We start from the raw sequence: 18,736 nt of genomic DNA, 5'->3' as shown, positions 1-18,736 counted from the left end.
TGTATCTAAGAACCCTTCTGTGCTATAATTCGGGTAATGGAAATTTCCCATCCTTAATGGGTTTTTACTAGGCTATATATAGGAGGTTATATATTATGGCAATTACTAAAGACATGAGCATTCTCGAAGTCGTTCAGAAGTATCCGGACACGGTTGATGTATTCGTCAACGCCGGCATGGGCTGCCTTGGCTGCGCTGCCGCTCATTTTGAAAATATCGAGCAGGGTGCTATGGCTCACGGCATTGATGTCGACACTCTGATCGAAGGCCTCAACGAAGCAGTAGGCTCCGCTGAGTAATCCACGATAACAAAAAAAGCTCCATCAAACGATGGAGCTTTTTTTTATGCCCATATTAAACTCAAAGCGTCTGTAAAAGTTCTTGAACTTTTGCCAGGTACTCCTCACGGCTAAAGGTAAAGACCTCTCCCGTCTTGCGGACCTTGACTTCAATCAAGCCTTCTTCCAAAGCTTTCGGACCGACGACGACACGAACCGGATAACCGATCAAATCGCAGTCTTTGAATTTGACGCCAGCGCGCTCTTTGCGATCATCGAGCAGCGTATCCATGCCAGCTTTACGGCATTCCGCATAAATTTCCTCGGCATAAGCCAACTGATCCTCTTTTTTCGCATTGACAGCAACGACAACCACCTCAAAGGGGGCAATTGCTCTCGGCCAGATGATTCCCTGTTCATCGTTATTCTGCTCAATTGCCGCAGCCATCGTACGACCGACGCCAATACCATAACACCCCATGTAAAGCGGCTGGGATTTTCCCTGCTCATCGAGGAACGTTGCTCCCATTGCCTGCGAATACTTCGTTCCCAGCGTAAACACCTGACCAGCTTCGATGCCACGAGTCATGGTCATGGGAGCACCACAGCGCGGACACAAATCCCCTTCTTTGACCATGCGCAAATCCGTAATGACAATGCTCTGCTGGTTAAAATCCCGCTTCGGATTAACATTTTTATAATGGTAATCCACTTCATTAGCTCCAGCCACTGCATTGTGCATGTTCATAACCGTGGGATCTACCAAAATCAGCGTACCTTCTTTGATGCCAATCGGGCTCATGAATCCAGGACAGCCACCTACAGCCTTAATGGCTTCATCTTCCGCCATGCGGAGTTCCAGCGCACCTTCCACCTGATTGATTACCTTGACCTCGTTGACTTCATGATCCCCACGAACGAATGCCAAAACAAGCTGATCCGTGTCCGTCTGATAGGCTACGGCTTTGATGGTTTTCTCCACCGGAACATTCAGATACTCTGCGACACGCTCAATCGTAGCAGCTGCCGGCGTCTCAACTTTTTCAAGTTCCAGCGCCTCCTCAGCCTCTGCTTCAATCGGAGCCAATTCGGCCTTTTCATCACTGGCTGCATAGTCACATTTCGTGCAATAGGCAATGTTGGACTCACCAGCCTCAGCCAATACCGTAAATTCATGCGAGTGACCGCCACCGATGGCACCGTTATCCGCTTCAACCGGACGGAATTTGAGCCCCATGCGGTTATAAATATTCGTATAGGCATCATACATCTTCTGATATGACACATTCATGCCCTCTACGTCCTTATCAAAGGAATACAAATCCTTCATGATAAATTCGCGGCTGCGCATCAGTCCAAAACGCGGACGGCGTTCATCGCGGAATTTATCCTGAATCTGATAGAGCAGAAGCGGCAGCTGTTTATAACTGCTCACCTCGTCACGGACGAGGTCGGTAATCATTTCCTCGTGCGTCGGTCCGAGACAGAAATTACGGCCATGACGGTCTTTGATGCGCATCATCTCATCGCCATACGCTGCCCAGCGACCACTTTCTTCCCAAAGCTCCGAAGGCTGCAAAATCGGCATAGCCACTTCCTGACCGCCAGCTTCATCCATCTCCTCGCGGATAATTTCCTCTATCTTGCGGATAACCCGCCACCCCAGTGGCAGGAAAGTGTACATACCGCCGGCAACCTTGCGGATCATTCCCGCACGGTACATCAACTGATGACTGACGATTTCAGCCTCGGCTGGTGTATTGCGAAGTGTTGGTGCATATAAATTACTTGCTCTCATTTTTGTTTACGTTCCTCCAATATTGCATCGATTTCCTTGAACAGTTCCTCGACCAGTATTTCCTCTGGTACTTTGCGAATGATTTCCCCCTTACGGAAAATCAAACCTTCTCCATTGCCTCCGGCAATCCCCACGTCAGCCCCACGGGCTTCTCCAGGACCATTGACTACGCATCCCATAACGGCTACATCAATCGGGTCCTTAATCGTTTCCAACTTCTTTTCCACCTGAGCTGCAATAGCCGGCAAATCGATGCTGGTCCGCCCGCAAGTCGGGCAGGCTACCAAGGTGGGGCCGTATTCTTTTAGCCCAAGGGATTTCAAAATCTCGTTAGCGACCTTCACCTCGACCACTGGATCGCCTGTCAACGAAATCCGGAAAGTATCTCCGATGCCTTCGGCCAACAACGCACCAATTCCTACCGCCGACTTGATGATGCCCGTATTGACGGTTCCTGCTTCCGTAATACCAAGATGCAACGGATAATCAACCGTCTCACTCATCAAACGGTATGCCGCAAGGGTAAGTGGAACATCATGCGCCTTGAGGGATATTTTCATATCGTGAAAATCCAGCTCCTCAAGGATGCGGATATGCTGCATCGCGGATTCTACCAGGGCTTCTGGTGTAATGGCACCATACTTAGCCAGGATTTTCTTATCCAGAGACCCCGCGTTAACGCCAATGCGAATAGGAATTTGCTTTGCCTTAGCCGCCTGCACCACGGCTTTTACCTTCTCTTCTCCGCCAATGTTGCCTGGATTCAGGCGCAAAGCCGAAATGCCCTGATTGATGGCCTCCAATGCCAGTTTGTAATCAAAATGGATATCGGCTACCAGTGGCACATCGACCTGGGCAATAATATTTCCCAGGTTCTTAGCCGCTTCCATATCTGGAACTGCCAGCCGAACAATATCACAACCGGCAGCCTGCAGTGCTTTAATCTGCGCAACCGTTGCCTCTGTATCGGTAGTCTTCGTATTGCACATAGATTGCACCGAAATCGGTGCCCCCCCGCCAATGGCTACCGGGCCAATATGAATCTGACGGGTCTTTTTTCGTTTTATCATTTTTTAGCCTCCTGTAAAGACGCGTACGATGTCGTTCTTCGTCGCTAACACCATGAGCAGAATCAACAGGAAGATGCCAATCTTCTGCGTGTATTCGAGCGCCTTGGGACTCATTGGTTTTCCCCGCACTGCCTCGACGACAAGGCCGGCAAAATGACCGCCATCGAGCGCCGGAATCGGGAATAAATTTACGATACCAAGATTGAGACTCAAAAAAGCAGCAAAATTCAGCAGCGGAACAAATCCCATCTGCGCGACTTCACCAGCCATCTGAGCTACCCCAATTGGCCCAGCAAGCTCTGCGCCGGAAAGTTCCAGGATAATCTTATAAAGGGCATCAAGCATCATCAGAATAATCGCCACCGTCTTATTTACAGCCAGCTGAGCTGCTTCAAAGATCCCCGGATGATGCGTCTTTACCGAACTCATTACGCCAACTACTGCTTTTTTCGCCTGGTTGTCATAAACCGGCGTCATGACCGTACGAATCGTCTCATCGCCTCGTTGAACCACAACCGTAATCGGCTCTCCTGAATTGTCTTTCACCCCATTGACAAAATCGGTCCACGTTTTCGTCTCGACCCCATCCAGACTGATAACACGGTCGCCATTTCGAAGACCTGCTTCAGCTGCTGGTTTTCCTTCCATAACGGTACCAAGTATGGGATCCGGATTAGGCGTGCTGACACCAGCAAAGAAAAAGATTCCAAAGAACAAGATTACTGGCAGGATAAAATTCATGATTGAACCTGCTAGAATGACTACCATCCGGGAAAGGACCGGTTTGGCACAATAACCGCGCTCACCAGCATCATTATCACCAGGGTCCATACCGGCAATGTCATTAAACCCGCCTAGCGGTATAGCACGAATCGAATAAACGGTTTCGCCCCACCGATGACTTATAAGCTTGGGTCCAAAGCCAATGGCAAATTCATCCACGCGCATTCCCGTGAGTTTTGCGGTGATAAAATGTCCCAATTCATGGACCAGCACCAAAAGACCAAAAACAAAAATAGCCGCTGCTATCGTCAAAACCATAAAAACACCTGCCTGTTATTTTGTCAGCAGGGACGCCGCAAAGTCGCGGGCCCAGCGATCCTCCTCAAACAATTCTTCCAGCGTCGGTTCCATGATACATTCACGTTTTAGCATCGTCTGCTCGATGATGTCATAAATATCAAGGAACTTGATGCCTCCCTTCAAGAACGCTCCCACAGCAATCTCATTGGCCGCATTGAATATGCAAGGCATACTGCCTCCCATCTCACCAGCTTCATAGGCAAATTTGAGTCCTTTGAATGTATCTGTATCTGGCTTATCAAAGGTCAAGTTCTTCATGTTCCAGAAGTCCAATCGCTCAAACTCTGAGTCCGTACGATCCGGATAGGTAAGCGCATACTGAATGGGCAGTTTCATATCCGTAGACCCCAATTGTGCAATAACAGCACCATCATGGAACTGCACCATGGAATGAACAATGCTCTGTGGATGAACCACAACCTGAATCTGATCATAGCGAACGCCATAAAGCCATTTGGCTTCGATAACTTCCAGTCCCTTATTGACCAGTGACGCCGAATCCACAGTAATCTTTTTCCCCATGTTCCAAGTGGGATGGGCCAATACCTGCTCTACCGTCGCATCTTTTAACTCGTCACGTTTCTTTCCACGGAAAGGGCCTCCCGAACAAGTCAACAGGAGCTTTTCAATGCTGGCCAGCTTTTCTCCCTGCAGACACTGAAAAAAAGCACAATGCTCACTATCGACTGGTAAAATCGATACGCCCTGTTCCTTGGCACGCTGCGTAACGAGCTCACCAGCGACCACCAAGGTTTCCTTATTCGCCAACGCAATGTCTTTTTTGGCCTCCAAAGCCTTCATGGTAGGCTCCAATCCAGCGAAGCCCATCATGGAAGTGACCACGGTATCGACATCACTCACCGCTGCTGCATCAATAAAAGCCTGGCGCCCTCCCGCAAGTTTTGTGGGGCCACTATACCGGCTTTTCAGTCGGTTATAAGCAGCCTCATCCGAAAGGACTGCCAATTCCGGTTCAAACTCGCGAATCTGCTGTTCCAAAAGTTCATCACTGGCATTGGCTGCCAACACCGAAATATGAAAGAGTTCCGGATGACTGCGTACTACCGCTAAAGTCTGCGTTCCGATTGACCCTGTCGAGCCCAATACCGCTATGTTTTTCATCGCCGCCTCACCTTACTTCCTTTTACATCGTCAATCCGACGAATTTCACAAAATAATACACCAAGGGTGCTGTAAACAGGACACTGTCAAAACGATCCCAAATGCCACCATGACCCGGAATAATATTTCCCGAATCTTTGATACCAGTATAACGCTTTGCCACCGACTCAACCAAATCCCCCAGCGTTGCCAGAATGGATATTGCCAAGCCCAGCAAGGCCAGCTCTTTAACCGGCAGCGAAAAGAAAACACCCAGACCTGCGACCGATGCTGTCGTTCCCACCACCGACCCCAAGAAGCCCTCTACGGTCTTATTGGGACTTATACTGGGGCAAAGTTTATGCCGGCCAAAAGCCGAACCCGTAAAATACGCGAACGTATCACTTGCCCAAGTACCGATAAACATAATCCAAATCAAAGCGGCGCCAAACGGTAAGTCCCCTAGTGACGTGGAAAGCATCACTTCTGGCTGCATGTCTCGCAACATTGCCATATAGGCAAACGGAAAGCCAAAATAAAGAACTCCAGCAATCGATGTCACCGCATCCATAATGCTTGTCGTGCTATGGAAAAGTACCGTCTCCAACAGGATTACCAATACGATAAGCGTGCTGAAAGCGATCATCCATTCTGCATTACCCACTTGGCCTGCATACCATAGCAGCGCAATGCCAGCCAATCCCGTAACAAAGGTCAACCCCATGCCACGCTCCGAAAAGGCTCGCACATACTCAAACCAAGCCAGTAGCGCCAGCACCAAGGCAAAACCAGCAAACAACATACCGCCAGTCTGGATCACCCAGGCAGCCAAGGCAATACCGATAATCCCTGTAATAATTCTTGTAATCAATGAAAACGCCCCTATTATTTTTTTTCGTCCTTCGTGAGTCCGCCAAAGCGGCGATCACGGCCGGCATAATCTATCATTGCATCGACAAAACACTCTGGCGTAAAATCCGGCCAGTTCGTGTCCGTAAACCAAAATTCCGCATAAGCTGACTGCCAGAGCAAGAAATTTGACAGACGCTGATCGCCACTTGTACGAATCACCAAATCAACCGGCAGATTCCCTTTCGTGTCCAAGGCATCCTCAATGACGGCAGAATCAATGTCCGACACCGACATTTCCCCAGCATGTACCCGTCCAGCCACTTGTTGCACGGCACGAATCAATTCATCCTGTCCCCCATAGTTTGCCGCCACATTGAACTTAACTCCAGTATTATCCTTCATAAGTTCTTCGGCATCATGAATCTGGTTTTGCAACGATTCCGGCAAGCCATCAATTCGCCCAATGAAGTGAATTTGCACATTGTCCTCATGCATCTCTTGCACTTCTTTTTTTAGATATTCGGAAAAAAGGTTCATCAGGAAATCCACTTCTGCATGCGGACGCTTCCAGTTCTCCGTTGAAAACGCATAAACCGTAAGCGCATCAAGTTTTAAACCAATTGCAGTCTTTAAAATATTCTTAAGCGTCTTGACGCCAGCAGTATGTCCAGCCGTGCGGATCATTCCCTGGCCCTTCGCCCAACGCCCATTGCCATCCATAATGATTGCTACATGCCGCGGCAGTTTCTCCCAATCAATTTTGGCGAAAAGTGGCGAATCATGTTCCGGAATCTCAAAATTCCCACCCGACACCATCGATTTGCCAATGCTGCCTAAAATCTTCTTAATCATATCGAAATCCCTCGTTTACAGGATATTGTATGCTTCAATAATACAAGAACAAGCCCCTCTTCCGTCAAGCCGTAAGAGGGGCCTGTTCCCAAAGGAATCTTAAGATTCCCTCATGCGTCAGGGAGCCTCGATAGCGGATACCGGGCAGCCAGCAGCGCAAGCGCCGCACTCTACGCATTTGTCTGCATCAATCTCATAATGCTCAGCACCTTCGCTGATTGCCTCAACCGGGCAAGTAGCAGCACAGGAACCGCAGGAAATGCAGTCATTATTGATTTTATAAGCCATGTCAGAACACCTCCTTCTCGAGTTTCTTCTGCTTTGCAACAAGCGTAATCAGCAGAGTGTCGTCGGCGATGCTACGCTCGCGAACGACATAAAGACAGTTCTTATCTGTCTTGAAAAAATCACGCGAAGGGCGCGATATTTCCGTCTGAAATCCAATCCCTGCCGATTCCAGCATAATCTTTGCTTCCTCCCAGGGACGGCCGACTAAATCATGAGCCATATCAGACTTCCATGACTTCTTTCTCTTTGGCTTCTTTCGTCGTGTCAACCAGCTTGATATACTTATCTACCAGTTTCTGAACGCTTTCCTGACCGCGTTTGGACTCGTCCTCCGTGATCTCCTTAGCCTTTTCCAATTTCTTTACCGCATCATTGCCATCACGGCGAACGTTGCGGATTGCCACCTTTGCCTCTTCCGCCTTCTTATTGACCTGTTTTACGATTTCCTGGCGACGCTCCTGCGTCAGTGCCGGAATAGCCAGGCGAATTGCCGTACCATCTGAGTTCGGAGAAAGTCCAAGATCCGATTTCATGATGGCAACTTCAATCTCATGAAGCATGGTCTTCTCATAGGGCTGAATCAAAATCATGCGCGGTTCTGGAACGGCAACTTTGGCAATCTGGTTAACCGGTGTCGGCGAACCATAGTAATCAACCATCACCTTGTCCAGCAGAGCCGGCGTAGCACGTCCGGCACGCAGAGATGCGAACTCACGCTTCAGTGCCTCAATGGATTTTTGCATGCGTTCCTCATGGGAAGCAAGGATGTCTTTAATCATTATTCTTTACCTCCTACCGTCGTACCAATCTCTTCACCGAGAGCAGCCTTGACGATGTTTTTGTGATCATCGATATTGAATACCACCAAGGGAATCTTGTTGTCCATGCAAAGGCTCGTTGCCGTAGTATCCATGACCTGCAAGCCCTTGTTGAGGATTTCAATATACGTCAGCGTATCGAACTTCTTAGCATCCGGATTTTTATTCGGGTCCGAATCATAGATGCCATCCGTTCCCTTCTTGGCCATGAGAATAACATCGGCTTCCGTCTCAGCGGCGCGAAGTGCTGCCGTCGTATCCGTCGAGAAATAAGGATTGCCCGTACCAGCACCAAAGATGACGACACGACCTTTTTCCATATGACGAATGGCCTTGCGGCGGATGTAAGGTTCAGCAACCTGGCGCATTTCGATAGCCGTCTGTACGCGAGTATCCACATCGAGCTTTTCCAGTGCGTCCTGAAGAGCCAACGCATTCATAACCGTAGCCATCATGCCCATGTAGTCCGCAGTAGCCCGCTCCATGCCCTTTGCCGACCCCGAAAGTCCACGCCAGATATTGCCACCGCCAACAACAACGGCAACATCAACGCCATGCTCACGGACTTTTTTAATCTGAGCAGCAATATCCTCGACAACGGCTGGGTTAATACCAAATCCCTGGTCACCAGCCAGCGACTCACCGCTAAGTTTAAGGACTACACGTTTATACTTTGCTGTTTCCAAAACTATTACCCTCCATCCAGGCATCACTGTACCCGATTCAAACTCATACTTAGTATATTATACCTTAAAACGCAACGCGAAACAACGTTTCTACGCTATTTCCTCGTTTCCTTGGTAAGTTCGTAAAATATGCGTAAAAAAGGTCCGTTAACTCAAAATGAGTCAACGGACCTTTTGGCTGCCTGCGTTCTGTCATTTCAGATCCGCTAGCGTATACTTCCCGTAGGAAAATCTTATTTCATCTGGGCAGCAACTTCAGCAGCGAAGTTTTCTTCTTTCTTCTCGATACCTTCGCCGAGCTGGAAGCGCGTGAATGCCGTAACCTTGACATCGCCGAGAACGTCAGCAACCGTCTTTTCGGAATCCTTAACAAAGATCTGCTCGTTGAGGCAAACTTCCTTGTAGAATTTGTTGATACGGCCTTCTACCATGCGCTCGATAATGTTAGCCGGTTTACCCTCTTCCTCAGCCTGCTTGCGAAGAACTTCCTTCTCATGCTCGAGATCAGCAGCATCAACGCCAGCACGATCAATAGCCGTCGGAGCAGCAGCAGCAATCTGCATAGCAACGTCCTTGCCCAGAGCTTCATCACCAGCCGTCATGTCAACGAGGACACCGATTTTGCCGCCCATGTGGATGTAGGTAGCAACGCGGCCAGCAGACTCATAGCAAGCAAAACGGCGCAGGGAGATTTTCTCACCGATCGTAGCCGTAGCTTCCGTAATGAGTTCGGAAACTTTTTTGCCATCGATAACGCTGTCGTTCAGAGCATCGAGATCAGCCGGTTTCGTGTCCGCAATATGCTTAGCGATTTTAGCCGTCAGCTCTTTGAACTGGTCATTGCCAGCAGCGAAGTCGGTCTCACAGTTAATCTCAACAACGACACCAACTTTTGCATCGTCACTAACGTAAGCAGCAACTGCACCCTCAGCAGCAACACGGCCAGCTTTTTTCTCAGCCTTAGCAATGCCCTTCTCACGCAGGAAGTCGATTGCCTTTTCCATATCGCCATCGACAGCCGTAAGTGCTTTTTTGCAGTCCATCATGCCTGCGCCCGTTTTTTCGCGCAGCTCTTTTACCAGTGCAGCAGTAATTGCCATTTACTTCTTCCTCCTAAAAATCGTTTTTAGATTTTCATAATAAATAACGGGGTAAGGGATAATTATTCCCTTACCCCGTCATGACTTCATGTGTGAGTACTATTACTCAGCAGCTTTCGTATCAGCTGCTTCGCCATCCTGGCCCTGACGGCCTTCGAGGACAGCATCAGCCATACGGCCCGTCAGCAGTTTGACGGCACGGATAGCATCGTCGTTGCCTGGGATGACATAATCGATCTCATCCGGATCGCAGTTCGTGTCAACAATAGCAACGATAGGAATGTTGAGTTTACGTGCCTCAGCAACAGCAATGCGCTCTTTGCGCGGATCAACAATGAACAGTGCGCCCGGAAGCTTGTTCATTTCTTTGATACCGCCGAGGTACTTCTCGAGTTTCTCCATCTCATGACGGAGCCCCTGAACCTCTTTCTTCGTGAGGACTTCGAACGTGCCATCAGCTTCCATAGCCTCGAGCTCTTTCAGGCGAGCAACGCGCTTCTGGATCGTCTGGAAGTTCGTCATCATACCACCGAGCCAACGCTCGTTGATGTAGAACATGTTAGCACGCAGAGCTTCTTCTTTGATAGCTTCCTGTGCCTGTTTCTTCGTACCAACGAAGAGAATGTTCTTGCCTTCTTCAGCAACGCTGCGAAGGAATGCATAAGCCTCGTCAACTTTCTTGACGGTCTTCTGCAGATCGATGATGTAGATACCATTGCGCTCCGTGAAGATGTACTTAGCCATCTTCGGGTTCCAACGGCGGGTCTGATGTCCGAAGTGGACACCTGCTTCAAGTAACTGTTTCATGGAAATAACTGCCATGTTGGTGCACCTCCTGTTTTTTCTTCTGAGCTCCTCATCTTCTGCACCACCCCATACCAGGGCACAGGGCAGATATCGGATACTCATGCTTTTTATTACACCGTCAAGTATTATAGCATAGAAATACCGGGAAACGCAATCCATAAATTGCAATTTCCCGGTAAATTTTTTCGTTAAGATTCAGCCTTTAGGCTGCCGCATGTTTTTTCTCTTCCTGATCCATCACAATGGTCACAGCACCATCACCGGTGATATTCAAGCAGGTACGGAACATATCGAGGACACGGTCGATACCAGCTACCAGTGCGAGGCCCTCAATCGGAAGCCCGACAGCCTGGAGTACCATAGCCAACATAATAAGGCCCGCGCCCGGTACACCTGCTGTACCGATCGATGCCAGCGTACCGGTCAGGATGACCATCATCATCTGTCCCATGGTCAAATCGACGCCAAATACATTGGCGATAAACAACGTGCAAACGCCCATGTAAAGTGCCGTGCCATCCATGTTGATCGTCGCACCAAGCGGCAGAACGAAGGAGGAAACCTCACGGGATACGCCGAGTTTCTCCTGACAGTTCTTCATGTTGACCGGCAGGGAAGCTGCACTCGAGCAAGTCGTGAAAGCGATGAGCATCTGCTCACTCATGCCGCGGAAGAACTGCATCGGCGTATGCCCGCCCCACAGTTTTGCCAGCGTCGAATAAACGGCCACCGCATGGATCGCACAGCCAACCGCAACGCAGGCAATAACCGACATCAGCGGCAGCAGCACTTTCGGACCGTTCTTAGCAACGACCGGCAGCAGGAGTGCAAATACGCCATAGGGTGCAAAGCTCATGACAATGCCGATAATTTTATAGGATACTTCCGCAGCAGCATCAAAGAATTTGACCAGCAGTTCCGCCCGCTCGCCACCTACCTGAAGGATGCCGACACCTACAAATAACGAAAAAATGATGACCGGTAAAATCTGTGCCTTAGCCATGGCTTCAATCGGATTAGCCGGAACCATTGCTACAAATACCTGCATGATGGAAGGTGCTTCTTTTACTTTCACCGCTGCATCACTAGCGATCTGCAACCCAACACCCGGATGGATAAGGCCAGCAATGCCAAAGCCGATAACGATAGCAATTGCCGTGGTAAAGAGATACAAAACGATGGTTTTTAAACCAATACGGCCCAGTTTCTTCGTATCGCCAAGACTTGTCATACCAACTACGAGGGAGAAAAATACTACTGGTACGATCATCATCTTGATGAGATTGATGAATATGGTGCCAATCGGGGCAATCCACCAGTTGATGAACGGCAGAGCCGGTTCACCAGCGATAAGCCCAACAACCACCGAGAGAATGAGTGCAATAAAGATCTTGATTGAGAGGTTCACAACAATCACTCCTTTTGGATAAATATAGATAATAATTACGGTATCCCTCGTTTACACATATTATACTTTAAATTTTCAGACATGTCTACAATCTGTATACAAGACTCCGCAATGTGTACTGTATACATAAATAAAGCGCCCTCATGACAGACATTTGTCCTCATGAAGACGCTTTATTCCCTATCCACCCATTAGTTTTGCTGCAAAATAGAATAATTCTCCGGATGCATTCCCGGCTTCACCGTCACTTTGATATCCGTACCAAATTCAGCAGCCAAATTCATCATGAGCTGGTTCTGCCGCAGCTCCTCAGCTACCGTTTCATGGACCTCTATCTCATAGCCTTCACTGGCATGGGATGAATGTTCCATCCGGCGTATCGCTGTAGCGATGCGAATGCTGACGGTTTCTGGAGATTCTACCCGTCCGCGTCCATGACAGACTGGACACTCACTGTAGATAATACTGTCGAGATTCTGACGGGATTTTTTACGGGTGATTTCCACCAACCCCAAACTGGTAATGTCTACGATATTCGTCTTGGTGCGGTCGTGTTTAACATTTTCCCGCATGAAGGTCAAAAGGTGTTCCTTCTGTTCCTCCTTTTCCATATCGATGAAATCGACGACAATTATCCCGCCGATATCACGCAGACGTATCTGGCGCAGGATTTCCTTGGCCGCCTCCAGATTGGTCTGATACACGGTATCGCCAAGATTTGATTTGCCAACATATTTTCCCGTATTGACATCAATGACGGTCAAAGCCTCGGTCTTATCGATGACGAGGAACCCGCCGGATTTTAAGTCGACCTGCCGGGCACCTAGCTTTTCCAATTCTTCTTCAATCCCGTATTTGCGGAATAACGGCTCGCGACCCTCATAGAATTTCACACGATCCACCAACTGTGGCGATAGGAACTGCACCAGTTCCCTAACCCGCTGCCAAACCTCATGATTATCGATGACCATCTCATCGATTTCGTCAGTCAGCGAATCCCGGACCATTCGGATAATGAGATCGGCATCGCGGAACAAGAGATTTGTCCCCTTGCTCTTGAGCTTGAAGCGCGCCATGATGGACTGCCAGAGCTTTACCAGGTAATCCACATCAGCCTTGAGCGTCTCTTCGCTCTGTCCGGCAGCTGCCGTCCGGATAATAAGCCCCATTTCCTCTGGGCATATCCGACTGGCAATCTCGTGAAGACGATTCCGTTCGTCCTCATCTTCAATCCGTCTGGACATGCCGATATAGGCGGCAGTAGGCATCAAAACCACATTGCGTCCCGGCAAGGAGATATGGGTAGTAGCCCTCGGTCCCTTCGTACCAATCGCATCTTTTATGATTTGCACCGGCAGACGCTGGCCAATATGGATATGCTGCGCTTTTGGCAAAGCCTTTACCATATCCTGAGGCATACCATCGCCAATATAGAGGAACGCGTTTTTGTCCGTTCCAATATCGACAAAAGCTGCCTGCATTCCCGGCAGGACGTTTTGTATCTGTCCCTTGTAGATATTGCCCACCAGATGTGAGTGGGATGAGCGCTCCATCTCTATGGTCTCAAGCACACCATCCTCTATCATCGCCACACGATTTTCTTCGGGCGTACTGGTTACCAATATGGATTTCATAAGCTCCCCCCTTCCCTATCTTAATTCTAATAGCTATTATACCAGTTCAATCAGACGCTTGCCATGCCCGAAAAGCCCGTTGCGGGTGATCAAAGCCTGTCCAGCATCTACTGGCAGCTCAAACTGCTCGGCGATTGCCCGCAGTACTTCCACCGGCTTAACACTGCCCGACTGAGTAATGACAATATCCATAACCAATTTTAAGCCATCCGCTGTCAGTTCCGCCGTTACGGGCTGCTTCATGTACTGCTTCGTTTCGATTTCTCGTTTTTTCTTTGGCGTAACCCGATGGAAGATAACCTCTGACGCATCATTATAGGCCTTCACCGCTTGCTTGGCCACCGCCTCGTCTCCGTCATAAGGAACGAAAAGCGTATATCGCGCTTCATCTGCCTGCGCCATCAATGCCGGCTGCTTGCCCCTAACTTCACGCAGCTCTTTGATCTTTGCTCCTGGTGGCAGCTGCGCATTCACACGATCGAAAACTTCCGGCTGACAAACTGGCTTTACAAGTTCAAAATCCATATACTCCGCATCGCTGGTAACGCCTAAGGATAGCGCCGAGGCAAATGCGACTTTCATATGCGGATTGAACCCTTCGGAGTAGGCCATCGGCAGCTTTGCCCGGTCAAAAGCTCGCAAGAACAGATTCGCATAATCCAGATGGGATACATAGCGAAGTTCCTCTCCCTTGGTAATTTCGGCACGATATTTATACAGCGTACGCGGTTTCCCTGGCCCCTTCGGATCTCTTTCGGGATTTTTCGGAGCAGAAACCTTGGCGATTTGCTCCGCGACTGTCGGGTTTTCCTTGGCATAATCAATGACATGAACCCCAAGGTTCGGACAAATTCCGCAAGCACTGCATTTGTCGCGCCGACAATCTTCCGTCAGGGCTCCTTCCATGGCTTTTTTCCACTCGCGAAGCAAGAACTCTTTATTTACGCCTGGAGATGTGATATCCCAAGGAAGCGGCTCATTGAAATCACGCTGGCGCTCGTTGTAAGCCTTCATATCAACGCCGCACGTTTCAAAAGCCTTGAGCCAGGTATCGTGCTGATAAAGGTCGGACCACCCATCAAATTTCGCACCATCCTGCCAAGCCTGATACAAAACATTTCCCAGCCGGCGGTCGCCACGGGCAAAAACACCCTCGATGACCGAGAGACGTGCATCGTGATAATTAAAGGTAATCGCACGGTCGGTAATATTTTCCTTCAACAAACGCTGGCGGCGTTCGAATTCGGCAATCGGCAGCTGCCCAAACCACTGGAACGGTGTATACGGTTTCGGCACAAAACAAGCAACCGAAATCGTTACCTTAACGCCACGGCGCCCTTTGATTTCCGTGTATAGATCCACGACTTTTTTCGCTAACTTGGCAATGCCGATGATATCTTCATCCGTTTCCGTCGGCAGGCCCATCATAAAATACAGTTTGACCTGTTTCCACCCTTGACGGAACGCCGAACCACAGGCATTCATAAGATTTTCTTCGGTAACGCCCTTATTGATGACATCACGGAGACGCTGGGTACCAGCTTCCGGGGCAAAGGTCAAACCAGATTTTCTCACCTGTTGCATTTTATGTGCTAATTCGATGGAAAAACTGTCTATACGCAACGAAGGTAAGGAGAAACTTACCTTTTCATTCTTGAACTCGTCCATCAAATCATTGACCAAATTCCCCAGGCAGGAATAATCGGCTGACGACAAGGAGGTAAGACTCATTTCATCGTATCCAGATTTATCCACCAAGCTTCGTGCCATAGCCTTGAGTTTTTTCTCCGTGCGCTCACGAGCCGGTCGATAGCAGATACCAGCCTGACAGAAGCGGCAGCCTCGCGAACAGCCCCGGAACAATTCGAGCATGATGCGGTTATGAACGATATCCATGAACGGAACGATTGGATTTTCCACGGAAGGAATTTCATCCATATCACGGCAGACGCGTTTAAAAATAAGCGGTTTTGCTTTTTCATCCAAAGCCTTTAAACTCAGATAATTGCCGGCAGCATCATACTGCGGTTCATAAAACGACGGTACGTAGATTCCCTCCAAGGTTAGCAGCCGTTTCAAGAAGCCGCGGCGTCCGCCCTGACGGCCGCCTTTTTTCCACGCCGCCATCGCCTGGGCGACTTCAACTACAGCTTCCTCGGCTTCGCCTACAATGAAGAAGTCAAAGAAATCCGCAATAGGTTCCACGTTGTAAACACAAGGACCGCCACCAATGATAAACGGCATCGTATCATCACGGTCTTTTGCCCAAAGCGGAATACCAGCCAAGTCCAACATGTTCAGAACGTTGGAATAAATCATCTCATACTGCAGCGAAAAGCCCCATAGATCAAAGGCCGAAAGTTCCGTATGCGTTTCCAGCGAAAACAGCGGTATTTTCCGCTCACGCATTTCCTTTTCCATATCCGTCCAAGGAGCATAAACACGTTCCGCCGCAACATTTTCCTGGCGATTCAGCGCATCATAAAGGATAGCCAAGCCCAAATTGCTCATTCCTACTTCATAGACATCCGGCAAGGACAAAGCAAAGGTACAATCTACAGTATCCCAATCTTTTTTCACGGCATTCCACTCACCGCCAGTATAGCGGGACGGCTTCAAGACGTTCTGAAGCACTTCGTGGTCCAGTCGTATCATTTGTTCATTCCTCCATCATTTCATTCCGAATCAAGTTCTGTACAGATAGAAATAGCCCTCCCCATAAATGGGGAGGAGCCACTTCAATTTCGCGTAAAAAACTGCTAAAACAACAGCTTCTGCTTTCGTAATTGGATGTTCATCAATATCGTAATCGACAGGATATTGGTCGTCAGTGAGCTGACACCATAACTCATCAGTGGCAGCGGTATACCTGTAACCGGCATAATACCAAGCGTCATACCAACATTGACCAGCACATGGAAAGCCAACATCGAAGTAATACCTACTGCCAGCAGCCGGCCGAATGTATCACTGGCATCCCGGGCAATGCACATTCCGCGCCAAAGTACCACCAGGTAAAGAAGCAGCAGGAAAGTGACACCGATAAAGCCCAGTTCCTCGCCCACCACGGCGAAGATAAAGTCCGTATGATTCTCCGGCAAAAAATTCAACTGGCTTTGCGTACCTTCAAACAGCCCCTTGCCAAACAACAGCCCCGAACCAATAGCAATTTTCGACTGGATGATATGATACCCAGATCCCAGCGGATCCACATTCGGGTCCATAAAGACCATGATGCGCATCTTCTGGTAATCCTTGAGCACATGCCATAAAATTGGCATCATCGCAATTCCCGTGGCAAAAATGCCCCCAAGTATCTTCAAGTTGATGCCACAGGCAAAAATCATGCCGAAAAAGATGGCCATAAATACCAGCGATGTTCCCAAATCCGGCTGCTTCATGACCAGTAGAAATGGCAGGCCCACATAAGCAGCCACCGGTAACAAATCATGAAGCGTATTCAACTTGCCCACGCGGTCTTCGAGCATAGTTGCCAGCGACACAATCATGATAATTTTTGAAAACTCCGATGGCTGAATACTGATTGGCCCAATAGAAATCCAACGCTGCGCCCCCAATGCCGATTGTCCAACAAACATGACGGCCAACAGCATGATGAGATTAAACACATAGAGCTTATTTCCATACCCCTGCAGCAATTTATAATCAAAATTCAACAGAAAGGCGGCAAATCCAACATTCACCAGAGCAAAGATTCCCTGCCGGGCAACAAACCAATAACGGTCATCGCTTGGCGTATTGATATGGGTAGCACTACCGATGATGACCAAGCTCATGAGAATAATTCCCACCGTTGCCGCCAGCAACGACAAATCCATACGCCGTAATATACTTTTTGTCATTTCTTTTTGTTCATCTCTCAGTGATTTCCCTTGTCATGCTTCATGCGTGCGACGGGAATATTGGCAACCAAAGCAACCGAATCATCATCGTTAGCCAACGAAATTTCCATATCCGTCTGGTTGATTTCCATGTAATTGGAAATCACTTTGATGATATCGTTCTTGAGATTATCCATGACTTCAGGAGAAATGTTGGCACGGTCATGGATGAGCACGACCTTCAGGCGGTCGCGGGCAATCTTGCCAGACTGCTCTTTCTTGCCGAAAATCTTCATCAATGCGTCTAACATAAAACTCCTCCTTACTTACGGAAAACATGCTTCAAACGAGTCCAGAAGCCCTCTTTTTCAAACGTCATGAATGGAATATCTTCGCCGCACATACGCCCAACGATATTGCGATAAGCCGTACCAGCCTGAGAGTCATCCATCGTAATGCAAGGCTCACCCTTATTGGTGCTGGTAACGACTTTGATGTCATCCGGGACCTGTCCAATGCATTCCAAGGAAAGAATGTCGTCGATATCGTCCATATCAAGCATGTCCCCATTTTCCACCATCTGCGGACGAATGCGGTTTACAATCAGCTTGATGTTTTCCTTATCCGCGCGTCCAAGCTCACCGATAATCTTATCGGCATCGCGGACGGCCGAAATCTCTGGCATCGTCACGACTAAGGCCGTATCCGCAGCTGCGATTGCCGTCTTGAAGCCCTGCTCAATACCTGCTGGGCAGTCAATCAGGATGTAGTCAAATTCTTTGCGGAGTTCGTTGCACAAGGCGATGAGCTGCTCCGGGTTAACCGCCATCTTGTCCTTTACCTGTGAAGTCGGCAGCAGGAAAAGCGAATCGTATTTCTTATGGCGAACCAACGCCTTCTTGTAAGGAACGCGACCTTCAGTAACGTCAATCAAATCATACATGATACGATTCTCAAGGCCCAGCAAAAGGTCCAGATTCCGAAGCCCTGTATCCGTATCCACCAATACGACTTTCTTGCCACGCATAGCAAGGCCAACACCAAGATTTGCCGTCGTTGTGGTCTTACCAACGCCGCCTTTACCGGAGGTAATTACATAGATTTCACTCATGTTTTCAG

At 48.8% G+C, this 18,736-nt stretch carries 19 protein-coding genes; 1 reads left to right on the top strand and 18 read right to left on the bottom strand.

Annotated elements, in window-relative coordinates:
* Nucleotides 1-95: 95 nt before the first annotated feature.
* Nucleotides 96-299, top strand: a complete 204-nt coding sequence (locus T504_RS0104775) for a DUF1858 domain-containing protein (RefSeq protein WP_033169921.1) — start codon at nucleotides 96-98, stop codon at nucleotides 297-299.
* Between the two features lie 61 nt (nucleotides 300-360).
* On the opposite strand, the gene T504_RS0104770 is transcribed toward T504_RS0104775, so the two are convergent.
* The 18 genes from T504_RS0104770 to minD all read right to left on the bottom strand — a co-directional run bounded on the left by T504_RS0104770 (nucleotide 361) and on the right by minD (nucleotide 18,728).
* A complete protein-coding gene (locus tag T504_RS0104770; RefSeq protein WP_033169920.1) occupies nucleotides 361-2,076 on the bottom strand; it encodes a proline--tRNA ligase in 1,716 nt (571 codons plus the stop codon).
* The gene (ispG, locus tag T504_RS0104765) at nucleotides 2,073-3,146 is read right to left on the bottom strand and encodes a flavodoxin-dependent (E)-4-hydroxy-3-methylbut-2-enyl-diphosphate synthase (RefSeq protein ID WP_033169919.1); all 1,074 of its coding nucleotides are present in this window, start codon (nucleotides 3,144-3,146) and stop codon (nucleotides 2,073-2,075) included. Before ispG ends, T504_RS0104770 begins: the two co-directional genes overlap by 4 nt.
* 3 nt (nucleotides 3,147-3,149) lie before the next feature.
* Complete coding sequence (gene rseP, locus T504_RS0104760) at nucleotides 3,150-4,187, bottom strand: RIP metalloprotease RseP (protein WP_033169918.1); 1,038 nt, start codon at nucleotides 4,185-4,187, stop codon at nucleotides 3,150-3,152.
* Nucleotides 4,188-4,202: 15 nt separating this feature from the next.
* On the bottom strand, nucleotides 4,203-5,351 hold the full coding sequence (locus T504_RS0104755) for a 1-deoxy-D-xylulose-5-phosphate reductoisomerase (protein WP_033169917.1): 1,149 nt from the start codon (nucleotides 5,349-5,351) through the stop codon (nucleotides 4,203-4,205).
* 22 nt (nucleotides 5,352-5,373) lie between these two features.
* Nucleotides 5,374-6,201, bottom strand: coding sequence for a phosphatidate cytidylyltransferase (locus T504_RS0104750; RefSeq protein WP_033169916.1), 828 nt, complete (start codon nucleotides 6,199-6,201; stop codon nucleotides 5,374-5,376).
* Between the two features lie 14 nt (nucleotides 6,202-6,215).
* Nucleotides 6,216-7,034 (bottom strand): isoprenyl transferase, encoded by an 819-nt coding sequence (locus T504_RS0104745; protein ID WP_072022705.1) that lies wholly within the window; start codon nucleotides 7,032-7,034, stop codon nucleotides 6,216-6,218.
* A 117-nt stretch (nucleotides 7,035-7,151) separates the two neighbouring features.
* On the bottom strand, nucleotides 7,152-7,322 hold the full coding sequence (locus T504_RS0104740) for a DUF362 domain-containing protein (RefSeq protein WP_033169915.1): 171 nt from the start codon (nucleotides 7,320-7,322) through the stop codon (nucleotides 7,152-7,154).
* A 1-nt stretch (nucleotide 7,323) separates the two neighbouring features.
* On the bottom strand, nucleotides 7,324-7,542 hold the full coding sequence (locus T504_RS0104735) for a PASTA domain-containing protein (RefSeq protein WP_033169914.1): 219 nt from the start codon (nucleotides 7,540-7,542) through the stop codon (nucleotides 7,324-7,326).
* Nucleotide 7,543: 1 nt separating this feature from the next.
* Nucleotides 7,544-8,101 (bottom strand): ribosome recycling factor, encoded by a 558-nt coding sequence (gene frr / locus T504_RS0104730; protein ID WP_033169913.1) that lies wholly within the window; start codon nucleotides 8,099-8,101, stop codon nucleotides 7,544-7,546.
* Nucleotides 8,101-8,850, bottom strand: a complete 750-nt coding sequence (gene pyrH, locus T504_RS0104725; protein ID WP_051635209.1) for a UMP kinase — start codon at nucleotides 8,848-8,850, stop codon at nucleotides 8,101-8,103. Before pyrH ends, frr begins: the two co-directional genes overlap by 1 nt.
* 209 nt (nucleotides 8,851-9,059) lie before the next feature.
* Nucleotides 9,060-9,926 (bottom strand): translation elongation factor Ts, encoded by an 867-nt coding sequence (tsf, locus tag T504_RS0104720; RefSeq protein WP_033169911.1) that lies wholly within the window; start codon nucleotides 9,924-9,926, stop codon nucleotides 9,060-9,062.
* A gap of 102 nt (nucleotides 9,927-10,028) precedes the next feature.
* A complete protein-coding gene (gene rpsB, locus T504_RS0104715; protein WP_033169910.1) occupies nucleotides 10,029-10,748 on the bottom strand; it encodes a 30S ribosomal protein S2 in 720 nt (239 codons plus the stop codon).
* A 187-nt stretch (nucleotides 10,749-10,935) separates the two neighbouring features.
* Nucleotides 10,936-12,141 (bottom strand): dicarboxylate/amino acid:cation symporter, encoded by a 1,206-nt coding sequence (locus T504_RS0104710; RefSeq protein ID WP_033169909.1) that lies wholly within the window; start codon nucleotides 12,139-12,141, stop codon nucleotides 10,936-10,938.
* A gap of 191 nt (nucleotides 12,142-12,332) precedes the next feature.
* A complete protein-coding gene (locus T504_RS0104705) occupies nucleotides 12,333-13,775 on the bottom strand; it encodes an Rne/Rng family ribonuclease (RefSeq protein ID WP_033169908.1) in 1,443 nt (480 codons plus the stop codon).
* Nucleotides 13,776-13,811: 36 nt separating this feature from the next.
* Nucleotides 13,812-16,430, bottom strand: a complete 2,619-nt coding sequence (locus tag T504_RS0104700) for a TIGR03960 family B12-binding radical SAM protein (RefSeq protein WP_033169907.1) — start codon at nucleotides 16,428-16,430, stop codon at nucleotides 13,812-13,814.
* Nucleotides 16,431-16,534: 104 nt separating this feature from the next.
* Nucleotides 16,535-17,638: a rod shape-determining protein RodA gene (gene rodA / locus T504_RS0104695; RefSeq protein WP_033169906.1), complete on the bottom strand. Its 1,104-nt coding sequence runs from the start codon at nucleotides 17,636-17,638 to the stop codon at nucleotides 16,535-16,537.
* A gap of 17 nt (nucleotides 17,639-17,655) precedes the next feature.
* Nucleotides 17,656-17,928, bottom strand: a complete 273-nt coding sequence (minE, locus tag T504_RS0104690) for a cell division topological specificity factor MinE (protein WP_033169905.1) — start codon at nucleotides 17,926-17,928, stop codon at nucleotides 17,656-17,658.
* Nucleotides 17,929-17,939: 11 nt separating this feature from the next.
* Complete coding sequence (gene minD / locus T504_RS0104685) at nucleotides 17,940-18,728, bottom strand: septum site-determining protein MinD (protein WP_033169904.1); 789 nt, start codon at nucleotides 18,726-18,728, stop codon at nucleotides 17,940-17,942.
* Nucleotides 18,729-18,736: the final 8 nt, after the last annotated feature.

Origin of the sequence: Selenomonas sp. ND2010 (genome assembly GCF_000702005.1) — a bacterium.
GTDB lineage: Bacteria > Bacillota > Negativicutes > Selenomonadales > Selenomonadaceae > Selenomonas_A.
This window is presented reverse-complemented; position numbering and strand designations above follow the sequence as displayed.